General features: G+C 68.4%; 17 protein-coding genes. 11 read left to right on the top strand and 6 right to left on the bottom strand.

All coding sequences use genetic code 11. From position 1 onward, the window contains the following. Window positions 1–40: 40 nt before the first annotated feature. From ACP2AH_RS11585 to ACP2AH_RS11570, 4 genes are all read left to right on the top strand, one after another. Entirely contained in the window at window positions 41–1,102 is a 1,062-nt protein-coding gene (locus ACP2AH_RS11585; RefSeq protein WP_425105937.1) for a rhamnan synthesis F family protein, read from the top strand. Window positions 1,103–1,170: 68 nt separating this feature from the next. Beyond that, a complete protein-coding gene (locus ACP2AH_RS11580) occupies window positions 1,171–1,740 on the top strand; it encodes a hypothetical protein (RefSeq protein ID WP_425105936.1) in 570 nt (189 codons plus the stop codon). 151 nt (window positions 1,741–1,891) lie between these two features. Beyond that, window positions 1,892–2,092, top strand: coding sequence for a hypothetical protein (locus ACP2AH_RS11575; protein WP_425105935.1), 201 nt, complete (start codon window positions 1,892–1,894; stop codon window positions 2,090–2,092). 184 nt (window positions 2,093–2,276) lie between these two features. Next, window positions 2,277–3,188, top strand: a complete 912-nt coding sequence (locus ACP2AH_RS11570; protein WP_425105934.1) for an alpha/beta fold hydrolase — start codon at window positions 2,277–2,279, stop codon at window positions 3,186–3,188. A 3-nt stretch (window positions 3,189–3,191) separates the two neighbouring features. On the opposite strand, the gene ACP2AH_RS11565 is transcribed toward ACP2AH_RS11570, so the two are convergent. Further along, window positions 3,192–4,553, bottom strand: coding sequence for a phosphomannomutase (locus ACP2AH_RS11565; protein ID WP_425105933.1), 1,362 nt, complete (start codon window positions 4,551–4,553; stop codon window positions 3,192–3,194). A 180-nt stretch (window positions 4,554–4,733) separates the two neighbouring features. Between ACP2AH_RS11565 and ACP2AH_RS11560 the strand changes: the two genes are divergently transcribed. Continuing rightward, window positions 4,734–6,176, top strand: a complete 1,443-nt coding sequence (locus ACP2AH_RS11560; protein WP_425105932.1) for a mannose-1-phosphate guanylyltransferase/mannose-6-phosphate isomerase — start codon at window positions 4,734–4,736, stop codon at window positions 6,174–6,176. A gap of 6 nt (window positions 6,177–6,182) precedes the next feature. Here ACP2AH_RS11560 and atzF read toward each other — a convergent pair whose 3' ends face one another. After that, window positions 6,183–7,949, bottom strand: coding sequence for an allophanate hydrolase (gene atzF, locus ACP2AH_RS11555; RefSeq protein WP_425105931.1), 1,767 nt, complete (start codon window positions 7,947–7,949; stop codon window positions 6,183–6,185). Window positions 7,950–8,659: 710 nt separating this feature from the next. Between atzF and ACP2AH_RS11550 the strand changes: the two genes are divergently transcribed. The 4 genes from ACP2AH_RS11550 to ACP2AH_RS11535 all read left to right on the top strand — a co-directional run bounded on the left by ACP2AH_RS11550 (window position 8,660) and on the right by ACP2AH_RS11535 (window position 13,110). After that, a complete protein-coding gene (locus ACP2AH_RS11550) occupies window positions 8,660–9,763 on the top strand; it encodes an ABC transporter ATP-binding protein (protein WP_421699164.1) in 1,104 nt (367 codons plus the stop codon). Between the two features lie 47 nt (window positions 9,764–9,810). Beyond that, a complete protein-coding gene (locus ACP2AH_RS11545; protein WP_425105930.1) occupies window positions 9,811–10,857 on the top strand; it encodes an ABC transporter substrate-binding protein in 1,047 nt (348 codons plus the stop codon). Window positions 10,858–11,020: 163 nt separating this feature from the next. Continuing rightward, window positions 11,021–12,277, top strand: a complete 1,257-nt coding sequence (locus ACP2AH_RS11540; protein ID WP_425105929.1) for an ABC transporter permease — start codon at window positions 11,021–11,023, stop codon at window positions 12,275–12,277. Window positions 12,278–12,282: 5 nt separating this feature from the next. Further along, a complete protein-coding gene (locus ACP2AH_RS11535; protein WP_425106159.1) occupies window positions 12,283–13,110 on the top strand; it encodes an ABC transporter permease in 828 nt (275 codons plus the stop codon). A gap of 40 nt (window positions 13,111–13,150) precedes the next feature. Here ACP2AH_RS11535 and ACP2AH_RS11530 read toward each other — a convergent pair whose 3' ends face one another. Both ACP2AH_RS11530 and ACP2AH_RS11525 read right to left on the bottom strand, forming a co-directional pair. Next, complete coding sequence (locus ACP2AH_RS11530; protein WP_425105928.1) at window positions 13,151–14,446, bottom strand: NAD(P)/FAD-dependent oxidoreductase; 1,296 nt, start codon at window positions 14,444–14,446, stop codon at window positions 13,151–13,153. A gap of 59 nt (window positions 14,447–14,505) precedes the next feature. Beyond that, on the bottom strand, window positions 14,506–15,837 hold the full coding sequence (locus tag ACP2AH_RS11525) for an NAD(P)/FAD-dependent oxidoreductase (protein WP_425106158.1): 1,332 nt from the start codon (window positions 15,835–15,837) through the stop codon (window positions 14,506–14,508). A 356-nt stretch (window positions 15,838–16,193) separates the two neighbouring features. Here ACP2AH_RS11525 and ACP2AH_RS11520 point away from each other — a divergent pair, with 356 nt between their 5' ends. Beyond that, window positions 16,194–16,946, top strand: coding sequence for an outer membrane protein (locus tag ACP2AH_RS11520; protein WP_425105927.1), 753 nt, complete (start codon window positions 16,194–16,196; stop codon window positions 16,944–16,946). Window positions 16,947–17,023: 77 nt separating this feature from the next. On the opposite strand, the gene ACP2AH_RS11515 is transcribed toward ACP2AH_RS11520, so the two are convergent. Next, window positions 17,024–17,302 (bottom strand): hypothetical protein, encoded by a 279-nt coding sequence (locus ACP2AH_RS11515; RefSeq protein WP_425105926.1) that lies wholly within the window; start codon window positions 17,300–17,302, stop codon window positions 17,024–17,026. A 382-nt stretch (window positions 17,303–17,684) separates the two neighbouring features. Here ACP2AH_RS11515 and ACP2AH_RS11510 point away from each other — a divergent pair, with 382 nt between their 5' ends. Beyond that, window positions 17,685–17,957, top strand: a complete 273-nt coding sequence (locus tag ACP2AH_RS11510; protein WP_425106157.1) for a hypothetical protein — start codon at window positions 17,685–17,687, stop codon at window positions 17,955–17,957. 11 nt (window positions 17,958–17,968) lie between these two features. On the opposite strand, the gene ACP2AH_RS11505 is transcribed toward ACP2AH_RS11510, so the two are convergent. Then, window positions 17,969–19,297, bottom strand: a complete 1,329-nt coding sequence (locus tag ACP2AH_RS11505; RefSeq protein ID WP_425105925.1) for an NAD(P)/FAD-dependent oxidoreductase — start codon at window positions 19,295–19,297, stop codon at window positions 17,969–17,971. Window positions 19,298–19,300: the final 3 nt, after the last annotated feature.

The raw sequence follows: 19,300 nt of genomic DNA, 5'->3' as shown, positions 1-19,300 counted from the left end.
GGGTGAAGGACGCTGGCGTGAGCACCAAGACGGAAGATTCATGAAAATCCGGTTTGGCAAGACCTATGTGTACCTGGCTGAATACCGGATGCCGATCCTGCGCGCCCGCCTCGCCCGCAGGCTTGGTCTCGAATCCACACCGGTCATTGTGCCCGGCGAGCGGCATCATCCCGGCCATGTCCATGCTGTTTTCCTCATCTGGCAGCCGCAGGCAACCGCCTGGTATGTGACCAACGCGCTGGAAGCGCTGGCCGAGGCGGGGATCAATGTGACCCTGGTGGTCAATCACCCGCTCAGCGAGGCGCGATTGGCCGAGCTGCGGCCCTTCGCCGACCGGATCATGCTGCGGGACAATTCCGGCCGCGACATGGGCGGCTACCGCGACGCCATCCTGTCATTTGCCGGGCGGGAGCCGGAGCGGCTGCTGCTGATGAACGACAGTGTCTATTACTTCCGCACCGGTCTGGCCGAGATGGTGCACAGACTCGCCACCTCCCCCTGCGATGTCTGTGCGACGTATGAGAACTGGGAGTATCATCACCATTTCCAGTCCTTCTGCTACTCGATCTCGCGTTACATGCTGGAGAAGCCGGCGTTTCAGCAGTTCTGGCGCGACTATCTTCCGGTGAATGCCCGGCCCTGGGCCATCAGCAAGGGCGAGGTCGGCAGCTCGCGCCGCATGCTCCGCCTAGCCCGCTCCACCGAGGTTCTGTTCACACCGGCCAAGCTGCGCGAGGCACTGGCCGGCATTGATTCCATGGGTCTGCAGGATCTCTTCGGCCATCTGCCGATCGACCTGCGTCCGGCTCAGGAAGGTCCGAGGACGCGTCAGGAAAGGGTGCTGCGCCAGCTGACGGACGCGGTCGTCGTCCGTTCGCAGATTCACACTGGTGGGTTTCTCTACCGCCGCTTCCTTCGGGCGCCGCTGATCAAGCGCGATCTTCTGTTTCGCCTGCAGTACCAGCTGCATGAGATCGAGAGCTTGCTGAACATCGTCGGCGCGGAAGGCCACACGGCCGACATCATTACCGAAATGCGCGCCAAGGGCATCGGCTTCCAGCTGCGCGGACGGGCGCGCCAGCGCTTTCTGCTCGACCTCTAGCGCCTCCGCCCCGCCCGAGGTCGGCAAAAGCTCTAGCCATCGCCCTGCGGGGCGCCGATATGGAGGGAATGGTGCCCCCCGTCCCGCCCGCCGCGCCGTCTTCCCCACCGCCCCGCCGCAGTGCCCGTGACAGCGCTGCGCGCCGCACCCCGCCGCTGTTGCGGGCCCTCGGTATTCTGTTCCGCCTTCTCTGCACGCCGCTGATCCTGCTCGACGAGCTGGTGCGCCCGCTCTACCGGCCGCTCATCGCCCGCCTCGCCGCGCTCAGGATCATGCGCACCTTCGAGCACTGGATCGCGGCGCGCTCGGTGACGACGATCCTGGTGCTGCTGGTCGTTGCCTATGTCACCATCGAACCGCTGAAACTCGTTGCGCTGGTCTGGATCGCCGATGGCTGGCCGAAGGCGGGAAGCGTACTCTTCCTGCTCGCCTATCTCATCAGCTTCGTCATCATCGAGCGCATCTATTCCGCCGGCCGCTCGAAGCTGATGACCGTGCCGTGGATGGCGTGGGTGATCGTGACGCTTACCACCCTTCGCGATCGCGTGGTGGCGGCGCTGCGGCTCGACCGGCTCAAGACCGCGCTGCGCCGCCGCGTGCGCGAGGTGAGGCGTTCGCTGGCGCGGCTGTGGCGCTGAGGATGGGGAAGATCATCCCAAGGGATGGGGTCGGCCACATGCAATGGTGATCCGGCTAAGCGCAGGCGTGATAGAGGCCGCCCTCGCGCGGGCCTACCCTTTCCTGGTCATCGGCACCGCATGGAGCGGGCCGGAAATCAGGAGAACCGCCATGACCAAGTTCCTCACCCTCGCTGTCCTGTCCACCACGCTCGTGCTCGGCGCCGTCTCGGCGGAAGCGGCGGCGACCCGTCCGGCCACTTCCGCCCAGACGGTGGTCGAAGGCCGCAACATGACCGAGAGCTTCGCCGCCCGCAACGGCGCCGCCGCGATCCGCGAGCAGGTGGAAGCCAATTTGCGCGCCGCCAACTGAGCGCGCCGCAACGCTGCTTATGCCGTCGGCCCGGTCCCTGACCGGGCCGAACGCTTGTTCAGTCTCCCGCCGCGCGCGTCACACGCTTGCCTTTGGCCCGCCTCGGGCCGCTATAGTCTGCCAAAATGTGGGAGCGGCAACTGACCGTCGACCCGATATCGAGGGGGTGACGGGAGACGACAGCATGGGCTTTGGCGCGCCGCAGGCGGTGGCGATCCCCTGCCAGGATGGGGTTTCACTCGGCGGGCTCATCTGGGCGGCGGCGCCTGGCCCCGCCCACGGCGCGGTGGTCATCAACCCCGCCACCGGGGTGGCCGCGCGTTATTATCACCGCTATGCCCGCTTCCTCGCCGGCCATGGCTTCGAGGTTCTCACCTTCGACTATCGCGGCATCGGCCTCTCGCGGCCGACCCGGCTGCGCGGCTGCCGCTATCGCTGGCGGGACTGGGGCGAGCGTGATGTCGATGCGGCGCTGGGCTTTCTGGCGGCGCGCACGGCGGCGCCGCTCATGGTCGTCGGCCATTCCATCGGCGGATTCCTGCCCGGTCTGGCCGAAAATGGCGCGCGGATCGCGCGGCTGCTCACCATGGGGGCGCAATATGCGTGGTGGGGCGATTACGCGCTGCGCCAGCGCGCCAGCCTGTTCCTGAAATGGCACGTCGCCATGCCGGCGCTCACCGCCCTGTGCGGCTATTTTCCCGGCAAGCGGCTGGGCTGGCTGGAGGATTTGCCGGCCGGCGTCGCCCATGAATGGAGCTTTCGCGGGCCGCGTTTCGAGACCAGCCATCCCGGGCCCGCGCGCGCGGCGGTGCGGGCCCGCATGGCGGCGGTGCGCGCCGATATCCTCGCCGTGGCCATGAGCGACGATCCGCTCGGCACCGTCCCGGCGCTCTCCCGCACGCTCGGCTACTACACCGGCGCAAGCCGCACTCTGGTGCGCCTTGCCCCCGCCGATTACGGAAGGGAGGCGATCGGTCATTTCAGCCTGTTCCATGACAGCCATGCCGAAGGCTTCTGGCGCGATACGCTCGCCTTCCTGCGCGAGGGGCGCAATCCCTGGCCGGACAAGGTGGTGGCTGCCCTGCCGCCGGGGTGAGCGTCAGCCGCCGTCGATCAGGGCGGTGATCTCGGCCACCCGCCGCGTCACCTTCTCCGGATCGCCCTTGGCCTCCACATTCAGCCGCAGCAGCGGCTCGGTATTGGAACGGCGAAGATTGAGCCGCCAGCCGCCGAAATCGAGCGAGAGACCGTCGGTCTCGTCACGCGCCGGGTTCTGCCCGGCGAAGGCCGCTTCCACCCGCGCCACCGCGCCGGCGGGATCAGCGAGGCGGAAATTGATCTCGCCGGAGGAGGGAAAGGCGGCCATGCGCGCCGAGACGAGGTCGCTCAGCTTTTGCCCGCTGCGCCCCATCAGCTCGGCGACCAGCAGCCAGGGAATCATGCCGGAATCGCAGCACATGAAGTCGCGGAAATAGTGATGCGCCGACATTTCCCCGCCATAGACGGCGCCGGTGTCGCGCAGCGCCTGTTTGAGGAAGGCGTGGCCGGTGCGCGCCTGCACCGCCCGCCCTCCGGCGCGGGCCACCTGGTCCTGCGTGTTCCAGATCACGCGTGGGTCGTGGACGATGGTGGCGCCCGCTTCCTTGGCGAGAAACACCTGCGCCAGCAGGCCGACGATATACTCGCCGGGGATGAAGCGGCCGGTCTCGTCGAACAGGAAGCAGCGGTCGAAATCCCCGTCCCAGGCGACCCCCATATCGGCCCCGGCGGCGAGCACCGCCTCCGAGGTCACCGGCTGGTTCTCGGTGAGCAGCGGGTTGGGAATGCCATTGGGAAAGCGCCCGTCGGGCTCATGGTGCAGGCGGATGAAGCGAAGCGGCGCCCCGCGCGCCTCAAGAGCGTCCGCCAAGGCGTCGAAGGTCGGCCCCGCCGCGCCATTGCCGGCATTGACGAGAAGGGTGAGCGGGCGCAGCGCGCGCGTGTCGACAAAGGAGAGCACGCGCGCGACATAGGCCGCGCGGGCGCCTTCCGCCGAGACCACCCGACCACCCGGCAGGTCCGGCAGGTCGGGTCCCTCTGCCAGCGCCTGGATCGCCGCCAGCCCCGTCGCGGTGTCGAGCGGGGCGGAGCCGGCGCGCACCAGCTTCATGCCGTTATAGTCCATCGGGTTGTGCGAGGCCGTCACCTCGATGCCGCCATCGGCATTGAGATCGGTCACGGCGGCGTACATCTCCTCGGTGCCGCACAGGCCGAGATCGAGCACCTCGACGCCGCCAGCCACCAATCCTTCGATGCACGCGGCCGCTAGCGCTTCTGAAGAGGCGCGGCAGTCGCGCCCGATCACCACCCGCTTCGCCCCGAGCCCCTCGGCGAAGGCGCGGCCGATGCGGCGGGCGATGGCCTCGTTCAGTTCCTCCCCGAGCCGGCCGCGAATGTCGTATGCCTTGAAGCAGGTGAGCATGGCCGGGCCTTTCCTGAGCACGGGCGCGGAGAGCGGAGCGCGTCCGCGCGGCGATACGGATTCTGGGAGAAGAGATCAAGGCGCTTGCGCCGCCTTGCCTTTCCGCCGTGCCCCGCCCACACTTCGCGCCTCGGCACGGCCCACCGCGCCCACAGGGCGCACTGCGACATCCAAGGCTCCATGGCTCATCTCTATCCCGTTCTTCTCTGCGGCGGCTCCGGCACGCGCCTGTGGCCGCTGTCGCGCAAGAGTTTTCCCAAGCAGTTCGTCACCCTTGGCGAAGGCGAGACCCTGTTTCAGGCCGCCGCCCGGCGCCTTTCCGGGCCGGATGTGCGCCCGCCGGTCATCGTTACCAATGCCGATTTCCGCTTCATCGTCACCGAACAGCTGGCCGAGGCCGGCATTCCGGCCGGTGCCGTGCTGATCGAGCCGAGCGCGCGCAACACCGCACCGGCCATTCTCGCCGCCGTGCAGTATCTCGCCGCACGCGACCCGCAGGCACTGCTCCTCGTCATGCCGTCCGACCAGGTGGTGCCGGACAGCGCCGCCTTTTCCGAGGCGGTGCGCGCCGGCCTGCCGGCGGCGCAAGCGGGGCGCATCGTCACTTTCGGCATCCGCCCGACCCGGCCGGAAACCGGCTATGGCTGGCTGGAACTCGCCCATGCCCCGGAAGGTGCCACGCCTGCGCCGGTGCCGCTGCGCCGCTTCGTGGAGAAGCCCGACGCGGCGCGCGCCGCCGCCCTGCTCGCGGACGGGCACTATCTCTGGAACGCCGGCATCTTCCTGTTCTCGGTGAAGACCGCGCTGAAGGCGTTCGAGGCCCATGCCCCCGCCATGCTTGCCCCGGTGCGGCAAGCGCTGGACGAGGCGGCGAGCGACCTCGATTTCCTCCGCCTCGCCCCGGAGCCATGGCAGAAGGCGGAAGACATCTCCATCGACTATGCCATCATGGAACGCTCGGACAATCTCGACGTGGTGCCCTTCGCCGGCGACTGGTCGGACCTCGGCGACTGGGCCTCTGTCATGCGCGAGGGCGAGGCGGATGCCGCCAACGTGGTCGCCCATGGACCTGTCACCGCCATCGACTGCGCCGATTCGCTGCTGCGCTCCGAGGCGGAAGGGCTGGAGCTGGTCGGCATCGGGCTGAAGGACATGCTCGTCGTCGCCATGCCGGACGCGGTGCTGGTGGCCGACCGCTCGCGCTCGCAGGAGGTGAAGCAGGCGGTGACGGCGCTGAAAGCGCGCGGCGCGCGGCAGGCCGAGCATTTCCCCAGGGATCACCGGCCCTGGGGCTGGTTCGAGACGCTCGCGCTGGGCGACCGTTTTCAGGTCAAGCGCATCGTCGTCCATCCCGGCGCGGCGCTGTCGCTGCAGAGCCATTATCACCGCTCCGAGCACTGGATCGTCGTCTCCGGCACCGCCCGCGTCACCATTGACGGCACGCCGCAGCTGCTCACCGAGAACCAGTCGGTCTACATCCCATTGGGCGCGGTCCACCGCATGGAGAACCCCGGCAAGGTGCCGATGGTGCTGATCGAGGTGCAGACCGGCACCTATCTCGGCGAGGACGACATCATCCGCTATGAGGATGTCTATGCCCGCGGCCAGGGGGCCAAGGGGTAGCCCCGCTTATTCCTCCGCCAGCGCGGCGCGCCAGCCGCCGCTGGCGGTGATGTCGCGCGCGCCCTTGAGCCCGTGCGGCTCGCACAGGAAGCCCTTCACCGTGCGCCCATCTTCCAGCTCCACCGTGCCGATGACGAGCGGGGCGGGGATTCCGGCGAGAAACTCGCCCACCGCGGCGCGCGGCAGCGCCCACACTTCCAGCGCGATCGCCGCGCCGCCTTCGGTGGCGCGCAGCAGCCCCGGCCGCGCCGGCGGGCCGCCGGGCAGGGAGAAGAGCCGGTAATGCGGCGCCGTGCGCGCCGGGCGAAGCAGGCGGCCGCCGCGCGCGGTGAGTTCGCCATTGAGCGGCAGGCCGGCCATGTGCGCGCCGCAGACGGCAAGGGCGATCTCGTCGCTCGCCGGCGCATGGCCGTGGGCATCGGTCGGGAGCGTCACCGCCGCGCCTGCGCGCTCGACCCGAAGCGCCAGGGCAGCGGCGCGCCCGTCCTCGCCCTTGCGTGCCAACAGGGTAAGGCTCCCCGGCCGGCCGTCGGCACGTGGCCCGGTCGGCACGGCGATGCCGCAGAGATCGAGCAGATTGACGAAATTGGTGTAGGTGCCGAGCCGGCTGTTGGGCCCGAACGGGTCGGCGGCGATCTCATCCCGCGTCACGAAGCAGGGAATGGTCGGCACGCAGAGGAAATCCGCGCCCTCCAGCGCCTGCGCGCAGACCCGCCGCAGTTCCTGCAGCCGGTATAGGCCGTTGAAGGCATCGACGGCGGAGAGAGAAAGCCCCGGGGTGAGGATGGCACGCGTGACCTCGTGCAGGGTTTCCGGCGCAGTGACGAGCCGGCTTCCCACTGCTGCAACCCGCTCGGCGACCCAAGGGCCGGAATAGAGCAGCTCCGCCACCGCGTAGAAGGGCGAGAGATCGATCTCGCGCACCTGCGCCCCCTGGGCGCGCAGCCGCTCGACCGTGGCGTGGAAATGCGCGGCCTGCGCTTCGTCGCCAAAGGTGCGCAGACTGGCCGCATCGGGCACCGCCACGGTGACCGCCTCTGGCAGCGATGCGAGGCGCGGCGGCGGCAGGGGGCGGGAAAAGGCATCGGCAGGATCGAAGCCGGCGGTGAGCGCGAACACCTCCCACGCGTCGGCGACGCTGCCGGCAAAGACCGAGATGGTGTCGAGCGTGCGGCAGGCCGGCACCATGCCGGCGGAGGACAGCGCGCCGAGGCTCGGCTTCAGCCCGACAATATCGTTCAGCGCCGCCGGTACGCGGCCGGAGCCGGCGGTATCGGTGCCGAGGCTGAACGCCACCAGACTCTGCGCCACCGCCACCGCCGAGCCGGAGGAGGAGCCGCCCGGCACCAGCGCCGGGTCGATGGCGTTGCGCGGCACCGGATAGGGCGTGCGGACCCCCACGAGCCCGGTGGCGAACTGGTCGAGATTGGTCTTGCCGAGGCAGATCGCGCCGGCGGCGCGCAGCCGTGCCACCACGAAGGCGTCGGCCGTCGCCTCATAGGCGAAGTCGGGGCAGGCGGCGGTGGTCGGCATGCCGGCCACGTCGATATTGTCCTTCACCGCATAGGGAATGCCCCAGAGCGGCCGCCCGTCGGGCGCGCCCAGCGCCCTTGCCTCGGCCAGCGCCTGCGCGCGGGCCTCGTGCAGGAAGATTCCGGGATCGCCCAGCGCGTCGAGCCGGCGGAACGCTTCCGCGATCACCGCTTCCGGTTGCAGCCCCCGCCCATAGGCAGCGCGGAGCCCGGCAAGGGTGAAGGCAAGATCACGCGGCATAGGCTGGCTCCCGGAAGCGACAGGGCGACATAGTAGGCAGGCCGTTTCGAACCGCCAAGTCGGTAAGCAGATCAGGCGACGTTGTATACATGAGATGCGAGACGAGAGTGGACGCGGGCCTTTTGGCGCAGGGTGTTTCGCCCGCCCGCCACTGCGGTGCCCTTCGCGCCATGGGGCAACGCGCCTGCGGCAGGAAAAGGCTCATTCTTCATCGCGGTCCGCCGCCGCCTTAGGCGAAGGTCGCCTACGTTCAGTCCGCATGACGAATCGGGCATGCGCGCTGCCCCGCTCATACCCCCGGCATTCCATGCCAGGAGCTTCGCCCGCGGGGGCGGAAGCTGTTCAAAGGCCGACCTTTCGCCGCCTGCCGCGTGACACGAAGGCTGCAAAAGAGGCGTGCCTAATTGCGCATCAATCAAAGCGTTCGCGCGCTGCCCCGCCGCGTGAGTGCCCCTTCCCCATCCCGGCACCGGCGGCCATGCGGCGCGCTGCCGTGGGGGCGCCGCCCCAGCTGGCTGCCGCTGCGTCAATCATGGCCAAGTCACGCTAAGCAACGGAGAACGCAGCAAGAAATCGGCTTCGCCTGCTCCGGTGTCCTTCCCGTTCCGCTTGGCACGACCTTTGCGGAGGCAGGGGCAGGCGGAAGCTCGGGTCGGCGATGGAAGGTTGCCGTTCCGGGGCGTTCCGCGCGGCTCGTCCGAGGAGGAAGCATGAAGCTTGCGGTCAGCGCCAATGACAGTTTCGTCGAGTTCGCCGGCGTGCAGAAGAGCTATGACGGCGAAACGCTTGTGGTGAAGGACCTCAGCCTGCGCATTCGCCGCGGCGAGTTTCTCACCATGCTGGGCCCTTCCGGCTCAGGCAAGACGACGACGCTGATGATGCTCGCCGGCTTCGAGACGCCGACCTCCGGGGACATCATGCTCGACGGCGCCCGCATCGACGCGCTGCCGCCGGAAAAGCGCAATATCGGCATGGTGTTCCAGAACTACGCGCTCTTTCCTCACATGAGCGTGGCGCAGAATGTCGGCTATCCCTTGAAGGTGCGGGGCCGGCCGAAGGCGGAGATCGCCGACCGCGTCGCCAAGGCGCTCGACATGGTGCATCTCGGCAGCTTCGCCGCACGCATGCCGGGTCAGCTTTCCGGCGGCCAGCAGCAGCGCGTCGCGCTGGCACGGGCGCTGGTGTTCGAGCCCAAGCTGGTGCTGATGGACGAGCCTCTCGGCGCGCTCGACAAGCAGCTGCGCGAACACATGCAGATGGAAATCCGCCATCTGCATGAGCGGCTCGGCATCACCGTGGTCTATGTCACCCACGACCAGAGCGAGGCGCTGACCATGTCGGACCGCGTCGCCGTGTTCAATGCCGGCATCATCCAGCAGGTGGCGCCGCCGTCCGAACTCTATGAATACCCCGCCAATTCCTTCGTCGCCCAGTTCATCGGCGAGAACAACCGGCTGCCCGGCCGCATCGAGGCGGCCAATGGCGCGCTGTGCTCGGTGGTGCTCGCCAATGGCGATGTCGTCACTGCCACACTGACCGAGGCGGCCGGGGTGGGGGAGAACTGCCTGCTCTCCATCCGGCCCGAGCGGGTGCAGATCGCCCCGCCCGGTGGTTCGCTCGACAACCATTTCGAGGCCGTCATCGCCGAGACGATCTATCTCGGCGACCATGTGCGCGTGCGCTGCGTGCTCGATAGCGGCGCCGAAATGGTCGTCAAGGTCGGCAATGTCGAGGACCGCCCGGTCCTCGCCGTCGGCTCCCGCATCCCGCTGGCATGGCGCGCGCAGGATTGCCGCGCCCTCGACGCGGCCTGAGACCTCCGCCCCCAGACCTTCGCCCCCTAGACCCAAAGGGAATGACCATGCAGTTGAAGTCGCTGACGATGACCCTCTCCGCGCTCGCCCTCGCGGCGACCTGCGGCACCGCCTTCGCGGCGGACGGCCTCACCATCACCTCCTGGGGCGGCGCCTATCAGACCAGCCAGGACGAGGCCTATTTCAAGCCCTACACCGCCAAGACCGGCACCAAGATCACCCAGGAAGAATATAATGGCGAGGCGGCGCGCATCCGCGCCATGGTCGAATCCGGCAACACCACCTGGGATGCCGTCGACGTTGACGCCGCCACCGCGCAGCAGGGCTGCGACGAGGGCTTCCTCCTCCCGATCGACTATTCCAAATTCGGCGGCGAGGCGGCGTTCGTGAAGGGCTCCACCTTCGAATGCGGCATCCCGACCATCATCTATTCCACCATCTACGCCTATGACGCCGACAAGCTGAAGGACGGTCCGAAGACCATTGCCGGCCTGTTCGACACCAAGACCTGGCCGGGCAAGCGCGCGCTGCAGAAGACCCCCTTCGGCAATCTCGAATTCGCGCTGATGGCGGATGGCGTGCCGGCCGACAAGGTTTATGAGACGCTGAAGACCAAGGAAGGCGTCGACCGCGCCTTCAAGAAGCTCGACACCATCAAGAAGGACATCGTGTGGTGGGAGGCCGGCGCCCAGCCGCCGCAGCTGCTCGCGTCCGGTGAAGTGGTGATGACGACCGCCTGGAACGGCCGTATCTTCAACGCCAACAAGGTGGACAAGAAGAACTTCAAGATCGTCTGGGACGGCCAGCTGCTCGACTATGACCTGTGGGCGATCCCCAAGGGCGTGAAGGACCTCGACGCGGTCTACAAATTCGTCCAGTTCGCCTCCAGCCCGGAGGCGCAGGCGGCGCAGACCAAGTACATCTCCTATGGTCCGGCGCTGCTCGCCGCCACGCCGCTGGTCGCGCCCGACATCCTGAAGGACCTGCCGACCGCGCCGGAGAACGCCAAGACCGCGCTCGCCAACGATCCGGTGTTCTGGGGCGACAACAAGGAAGAGCTCTTGAAGCGCTTCAACACCTGGATCGCCCAGTGACCCCAGGCGCGCCGGCGGCTAGCCGCCGCGCGTCCTGAACACGCGCCCGCTCCTTTTGGGGGCGGGCGGAAGGCGGGCCGGGGCTCTCGGTGCCTCGGCCGCTCACCGACCGCGCCGCCCTCCGGGGCAAGGCCGCGGCAGCAACCGAGGGGGATTTCTCGACATGGCCGTGGCCGCCCTTCCGGGCGAGGCCGGACCCGCTGTGGACCGCACCTCGCTCAAGACCAAGCTCCGGCGCGCCGAGCGGGTGAACCGCCTGCGCTCCTTCTCGCTCGTCGCCCCGCTGCTGCTGTTTGTGCTGGCGGTCTTCGCGCTGCCGATCGGGCTGATGCTGCTGCGGGCGGTGGAGAACACCGAGGTGCGCGAGACCATGCCGCGCACCATTGCCGCGCTCAATGGGTGGGACGGGCGGGAGACGCCCGGCGAAGAGGTGTTCGCCGCCTTCGCCACCGATCTCGTGCAGACGCAGAAGGACCGCACCACCGCGCTGGTGGGCAAGCGCATCAATTATGAGGTGCCGGGTGCCCGCTCGCGCTTCCTCAAAGCTGGTCGTCTCATGGATGCCGGCGGCGGCGGGCCGTGGAAGGAGAAGTTCCTCGCCAGCGACGCCGAATGGGGCTCGGTCGAGTTCTGGGCGATCATGAAGCGGGCGGGGCAGACGCTCACCCCCTATTATCTGCTCACCTCGGTCGACCTGCGGCAGGACGCCGGCGGGGCGGTGACGACGAATTTCGCCGACCAGTCCATCTTCATCGACATCTTCATCCGCACCCTTTCCATCAGCCTCGTGGTGACGCTGGCAACGCTCGTGCTCGGCTATCCCGTGGCGCATCTGCTGGCGATCCTGCCGCCTCGCCACGCCAATGTGCTGATGATCCTGGTGCTGCTGCCCTTCACCACCTCCATTCTCGTGCGCACCACGGCGTGGATCGTGCTGTTGCAGAGCAATGGCGTGCTCAACGACATTCTGCTGGCGCTGCACCTGACCACGGAACGGGTGCAGCTGATCTTCAACCGTTTCGGCACGGTGCTGGCGATGACCCATATCCAGCTGCCCTTCACCATCCTGCCGATCTATTCGGTGATGAAGTCGATCCCGCCCTCGCATCTGCGGGCGGCGCGCTCGTTGGGCGCCGGGCCGCTCACCGCCTTCGTCTCGGTCTATGTGCCGCAGACCCTGCCGGGCGTCGGCGCCGGCTGCCTGCTCACCTTCATCCTGTCGCTCGGCTACTACATCACCCCGGCGCTGGTCGGCGGGCCGCAGGACCAGATGGTCAGCTATTTCGTCGCGCTCTACACCAACCGCGAGATGAACTGGGGCCAGGCCTCGGCGCTCGGCGGCATCCTGCTGATGATCACGCTGGTGCTCTATGCGGTGTTCAACCGCGTGGTCGGCATCGACAAGGTAAAGCTGGGTTGATCGACATGCTGGCACCGTCCTACGCCACCCCGCGCGAGAAACTGACCTATTTCTTCTTCGCCGTGTTCTGCACGCTGGTGTTCCTGTTCCTCGTCGGCCCGATCCTGGTGATCATGCCGCTCTCCTTCTCCAGCGAGCCCTGGTTCACCTATCCGCTGCCGGGGCTCAGCCTGCGCTGGTACATCGATTTCTTCACCGATGAGCGCTGGCGTATCGCGCTGCAGAACAGTGGCATCGTCGCGGTGTTCTCGACGCTCATCGCCACCGGGCTTGGCACACTCGCCGCGCTTGGCCTGTCGCGCGGCAATGTGCCCTTCGCCGGGCTTATCCTGTCGATCCTGATCTCGCCGATGATCGTGCCGGTGGTCATCGTCGCGGTGGCGATGTTCTTCGGCTTCGCGGCGGTGGGGTTGAACAACACCTATCTCGGGCTCGTTCTCGCCCACGCCATTCTCGGCACGCCCTTCGTCGTCATCACCGTGACGGCGACGCTGACCGGCTTTGACCGCTCGCTCACCCGCGCCGCCGCCTCGCTCGGCGCCTCGCCCTGGACAACCTTCCGCACGGTGACGCTGCCCTTGATCGCGCCGGGGGTCACGTCGGGGGCGCTGTTCGCCTTCGTCACCTCCTGGGACGAGGTGGTGGTGGCGCTGTTCCTCGCCAGCCCGGACCAGCGCACCCTGCCGCGCCAGATGTTCTCCGGCATACGCGAGCAGATCTCGCCCACCATCACCGCCGCCGCGACGCTGCTGGTGCTGTTCGCGGCACTGCTGATGCTGACGCTGGAACTGCTGCGCCGCCGCTCCGAGCGGCTGCGCGGCACCGGCGGCTGAGAAGAGGCAACCGAGCGGAAAGGCGGCGGGCCGCCTTTCCTCAGCCGCCGAAGGTCTCGCGCAGACGGTCCCATTTCAGCCGCGCCTTCACCGCCAGCGGCCAGGCGGCATGGCCAAGAATCGGCCGGATGCGGGTGACGGGCAGGTCGAGCGCCTCGGCCCCGCCCCCGGCGGCGTGGCGGGCGAGCATGCGCCCGGTGGCGGTGGCCATGGCGACGCCGCGCCCATTATAGCCGAGCCCGATGGTGAGCCCCGGCTCCGGCTCATGCAGATGCGGCAGGTGATCCCAGGTCACCGCCACCTGTCCGTTCCAGCGATGCGTCCATTCCACCGCTTTCAGCACCGGGAACAGCCGCGTCGCCTGTTCGACAAGCGCGCGGAAATCCTGCTGAGCGGTGGCCGGCCGCAGCACGCTGCGCCCGCCCATGACGAAGCGGCCGGCATCGTCCAGCCGGTAATAGGCGTAGGAGGCCGACATCTCGTACAGCACCACGCCGTTCGGCATGATCGGCGCGGCGAGTTCCGGCGGCAGTGGCTCGGTGGCGGTGATCGAGGAATAGACCGGGATCACGCTGCGCCGCAGGCCGGGCCAGAGGTCGTCGCTATAGCCATTGGTGGCGAGAATGACGCGCTCGGCCGTCACCCGGCCGCCCGGCGTGTCGATGAGCCAGCCGCTGCCCGCCTTCGCCAGACGCAGCGCCGGGGTGTCGGTGAACAGGCGGGCGCCGGCCTTCAGCGCCGCGCGGCCAAGGCCGCGGCAATAGGCGAGCGGGTTCACCTGCCCGCCGCGCCGGTCATGCGCGCCGAGAGGATAGAAGCCGGTGCCGGTGAGGCGCGCCATCTCCTTGCCCTCGGCGATCACCACATCGGCGCTGCGCGCCGCCCATTGCCGTTGGAATTCACGCACGCCTTTGGCGGCGCGTTCCGACAGCGCGGCGCGCAGCGTGCCGCCGCGCTTGGGCGCACAGTCGATGCGGTGGCGGGCGATAAGGTCGAAGACGAGGCCGGGGGCCTCATCGCCGAGCCGCACCATCCGACCGCCGAGCTCGGCGCCGAAGCCGCGCTCCAACTCCTCCGGGTCCCATTTCAGCCCGGGATTGACCTGCCCGCCATTGCGGCCGGAGGCGCCCCAGCCGATCTGGCTCGCTTCCAGCACCAGCGTATCGACGCCGGCCTCGGCGAGGTGCAGCGCGGCGGAAAGGCCGGTATAGCCGCCGCCGATGATCGCCACCCGCGCGCGCGTGTCGCCCGCCAGCGCGGCGGTTTCCGGCGCGGGCGGGGCCGTCTCCCGGTAGAGCGAGCGGGGCAGGGGGCGGCGGGCGAGGGTCTGGACCATGGGCGTGTTCCGCTCGGGGGGTGACGGATCGGCGGGTGGGCGGATCGACGGGTGGCGGGTCAGAGCCCCGCCATCGGGCGCGGCCGCGAGCCGTCGAAGAAGCGCGACAGACGGTAGGGCAGGGGATCGGCTATCGGCGTGGCGCCGGTGACGAGATCGGCGACGAGATGGCCGGCGCCCGGGCCGATGCCGAAGCCATGGCCGGAAAAGCCGGTGGCGACGATGAGGCCGGACACCGTGTCGGCCGGCGAAATCACCGGCACCGCGTCCGGCGTCGCGTCGATGAAGCCGGCCCAGCTCTGCACGATCCGCGCCTGCGCGAAGGCCGGAAAGCGCCGCTTCAGCGCGGCGAAGGCCTGGTCGAGATAGCCCTGGTCCGGCGTCGGGTCGAGCACCCGCGCCGCTTCATAGACCGAGGGTTCGTCGAAGGGGCGCCGCGCGCTCTCGCGCCATTCGGTGATGAAGCGCGGCCCGAGCCGCAGCCGCAGCGAGGCGAATTCCATCTGCAGCGCAGGGAGGAAGGGCAGGGCGAAACGGAAACTGTCCGGCACGATCGGCACCACGTTCACATGGCCATTGGCGATGGTGTAGCCGCCATCCTCCCGGCGCCGGAAGGCGAAATCATGGTCCCACAGCGCCGGCGTGGGGCCGCCCTCTACCGGCGAGGTGCGCAGCACGCTGGCGCGCACCTTCAATTGCGGCAGGTCGATGCCGACATCGCGCAGCACCCGCCGCGTCCAGGCGCCGCCGGCGACGACGACGGTCGAGGTGGCGATGCGGCCGCGCTCGGTCACGGCGGCGATCACCCTTCCGCCGCCGGTCTCCACGCCGCGCACCGCACAATCGGTGAGGATGATGGCGCCGCGCTTTCGCGCCGCCTCGGCGATGGCGGGCGCGGCCTTCTGCGGTTCGGCCCGCCCGTCGGACGCGCACCAGAGCGCGGCGGGCGGCGGCTTTGTATCGCCGGGCATATGCTCCGCCAGCCGGGAACCGCTGACCATCTCGGCATGAATGCCGGCGCCGGCGGCCTCCTTCACCCAGTCGGCGAAGGAGGCTTCCTTCTTCGCGTCATTGGCGGCGAACAGGATGCCGGTCGTGGTGAAGCCGGTGGCCGCGCCGATATGCGCGTCCATGCCGCGCCAGAGCCGCAGCGCCTCGCGGATCAGTTCGAATTCGCGCGGGTCGCGCTTGGCCTGGCGGCACCAGCCCCAATTGCGGCTCGATTGCTCGCCGGCGATATGGCCCTTCTCGCACAGAACCACCTTGAGGCCGCGTTCGGCGAGATAGAGCGCGCTGGTGGCGCCGATAATGCCGCCGCCGACGATCACCACGTCGGCATGGGTCGGGCAGGAGCTGTCGGAGGCAACGGGTACGACCTGGGGTCCCATGATGGCCTGTTCACGCTGGTAAGGACGTCCGGCCTTCATGCGCCGGGCGGGACGCCAAAGCTAGCAAAACCAGTGCCAGGGTGATGCTGCCGAGCCGGCAGAGGCGCAACCTATCCTGCGAGGATTCCGCTGAGGAAGGTAAAATAGTCCTACATCAAGTAATGATCATAATACCTTATTTGAGTCTTTATGCAGGATTCGAAGCCAAAATGTGCGGTGTAATCGTAGTGTTTCACGTAACATGGTACGGCATCGCTCCGATTTTCATTTCAATCTAAGCGAGTGTTGCTCATTTGCACTACGCGAATCCCGCCAAATCGGTACATTTGCCGCTACGTAATCACACTGGGGGAAGCGAAATGAAGAATGTACTGCTGGGAGCCGTCCTGATGAGCGCCGCCATGCCGGTGGCGGCGATGGCGGCGGATCTGCCCTATCCGACCAAGGCCCAGGTCATCGTCGCCGAGCCCATGTTCTCGTGGACCGGCTTCTATCTCGGCGCCAATGTCGGCTTTGGCGGCAATGATTTCGACTACCCGTTCTCGGTCACGGCCGACGGCCTGCCCATCGCCAGCGGTTCGGCGACGGTGGATTCGAGCGGCTTCTTCGGCGGCGCGCAGATCGGCTACAACTATCAGTTCACCAACAATGTGGTGCTCGGCGTCGAGGCCGATTTCCAGTGGTCGGGCATTGAAGGCAAGGCGAATGCCGGCCTTTCCGTCCCGCTGATCCCGGCCAACCTGTCGGCCTCGGCCGGTTCGGAAATCGAGTGGTTCGGCACCATTCGCGCCCGTCTCGGCTACGCCTTCGACCATCTGCTGGTCTACGGCACCGGCGGCGCGGCCTATGGCAAGGTGAAGCACAGCATCGGCGTCACCGCTCCGGGCCTGCTGTTCAGCGAATCCGCTGACGACACCAATTGGGGCTGGACCGTTGGTGGTGGCTTCGAATACGCCATCAACAACAACTGGACGCTGAAGACCGAATATCTCTACGTCGATCTCGGCGAGAACACGGCGATTGCCGGCTTCCTGGCCCCGGGCGTCTATGGCGCGCTGGATGCCAAGACCACCTTCCACACCGTCAAGGCCGGCCTGAACTACAAGTTCTGAGCGCTCTTCTCCTCGGGCGTACATTGAAAGGGCCGCGCAAGCGGCCCTTTTTCTGTGCCTCGTGCAAAGGGAACGAGCTAGCGGCCTGCTTCCTGCGCGCGGAAGCTCGGCAAAGCGCGCAGGGCGAAGGAGGTCAGGTGTTCGGGATCGCGCAGCCCGGATTTCGCCCCTTCGAGGACGGCGAAGGCCAGCAGGCTGCGAATGCCCTCACCGAGGGCGAGGCGCTGGGACGCCTCGTTGCAGGCCCGGGTGAAGGCGGCGTCGAGCAGCGCCACATCCTCGGGCTCATAGGCGGCCCCGGCCAAGGCCTCGTCGATGGCGAAGCGGCTGCCGGTCGCGGACATTTCGAACGCCATGCGCCGTCTCCTTGAAGAGGGGAGTTCAGCGAAAGCGCGACGAGACAGGCCCGAACTCTCCCAGTCGCCGGCGTGCTGGTGATCACCGACGATGTCTCACTGTAACACGGCTCCGTCCCCGCCGGCGGGCGAGGGATACCATCGCGCCGCGTTCGGCCACGGGTGCGCCGGGCAGGGTGACGGGCAGGCGCGGCCATCCCCCTTCCGCTAACGCCTTTCGATTCATGCGGGAACCTTCGCCCGTTCCGGCCGTAAGAGAGGAGGCGTTGCGCTCCGCCGCCCGGCGGCCCGCCAATGTCACGCGCGAATGTGATCCGCATCAATGCCTCGCGCGTAGTGTTTTGCTTGAAGTGCGTAAACGTTCACCGAGCGAGGCGTGACGATGGTCAGGACGATCCAGGCGAAGGGGTGGCTGCGCGCCAGCGACTTCGGCTCGGCGACGGCCAGCTTCGAGATCCGCTTCGAAAGCGACGGCGCCGTCGGTGAGGTGCGGTCGGAACTCGCCGTCCTCACCGAGGCCAAGGCGGCGGGACGCGCCAATCTGGTGACGGAAGCCGGCCGGTGGATCGCCATCCGCCCGCTGGACATGACCGGCAGCCGTCTGACCTTCCGGGTGCTGGATGATGAGGCGACGCTCAACCGCTGTTTCGCCTGAGGCCGGCGGCCTCACCCCGGCGGGTGCAGATGTTCCGGCTCCGGCCCGATCTCCCGCACCGGCGCGGGTTCGGCATCGCCGGTGATCAGCCGGGCCGCGCGCTGATAGGTGAGGTAGTTCCAAAGCCAGGACAGGGCGACGGTGATGCGGTTACGCGCGCCGACCAGAAAATAGACGTGGACGAGCCCCCAGAACATCCAGCCGAGAAAGCCGGTCAACTCAATCCGCCCGAGCTTCACCACTGCCGCATTGCGCCCGATCGTGGCGAGGTCGCCGGCATGGCGGTAGCGAAAGCCCGGCGCGGGGTCGCCGGAAAGCCGCGCCGCAATGACGGCGGCGACATGGTCGCCCATCTGCTTCGCAGCGGGGGCGATGCCCGGCACCGGCCGCCCCTCGGAATCGGTGACCGCCGCCGCATCGCCGATGACGAAGATATCGGGCGCGCCCGGCACGCTGAGATCGGGCGCGACCCGGCAGCGCCCGGCCCGGTCGGCGGCGACGCCGAGCCATTCCGCCGCCGGTGAGGCCCGCACCCCGGCCGCCCAGATCTTGGTCGCGGCCGCAATGGTCTCGCCGCCTTCCAGCGTCACATGGTCGGCGCCCATATCGACCACCGGGCGCCCGGTCATCACCTCGACCCCCATCGCCTCCAGTCGCTCGCGCGCATGAGCGGAAAGCCGCTCCGGCAGGGTGGGGAGCAGCCGCGGCCCCGCCTCGATCAGCAGGATGCGTGCGGTGCGCGGATCGACCCGCTTGAAGTCCGGCGCCAGCGCGTGGCGGGAAATCTCGGCGATGGAGCCGGCGAGCTCCACGCCCGTCGGCCCGCCGCCGATGATGGCGAAGGTGAGCAGGCGCCGCCTTGTCTCCGGCGCGGTGGCGACCTCCGCCCGCTCGAAGGCGAGCAGGATGCGCCGGCGCAGCTGGGTGGCGTCCTCGATATCTTTCAGCCCCGGCGCGAAGCGCGCCCATTCCGGGTGGCCGAAATAGGAATGCGTCGCCCCGGTGGCCAGGACGAGGAAATCGAAGCGGAGCGGGCCTTCACTCGTCAGCAGTTCGCGGCGCGCGCGGTCCACCCCCTCCGCTCGCGCCATCAGCATGGTGATGTTGGGCTGGCGCGAGAGGATATGGCGGATCGGCCAGGCGATGTCCGCAGGGGAGAGGGTGGCGGTCGCCACCTGGTAAAGCAGCGGCTGGAAGCAATGGTAATTGTGTCGGTCGATCAGCGTCACGTTCACCGGCGCCTTGGCCAGCCCGCGCGCGGCCTCCAGCCCGCCGAACCCGGCGCCGACGATGACGACATGCGGGCGCGCGGTCGCCTCACGGGTCTCAGGATCGCTCACGCA

The organism is Ancylobacter sp. (genome assembly GCF_965249975.1).
GTDB lineage: Bacteria > Pseudomonadota > Alphaproteobacteria > Rhizobiales > Xanthobacteraceae > Ancylobacter.
This window is presented reverse-complemented; position numbering and strand designations above follow the sequence as displayed.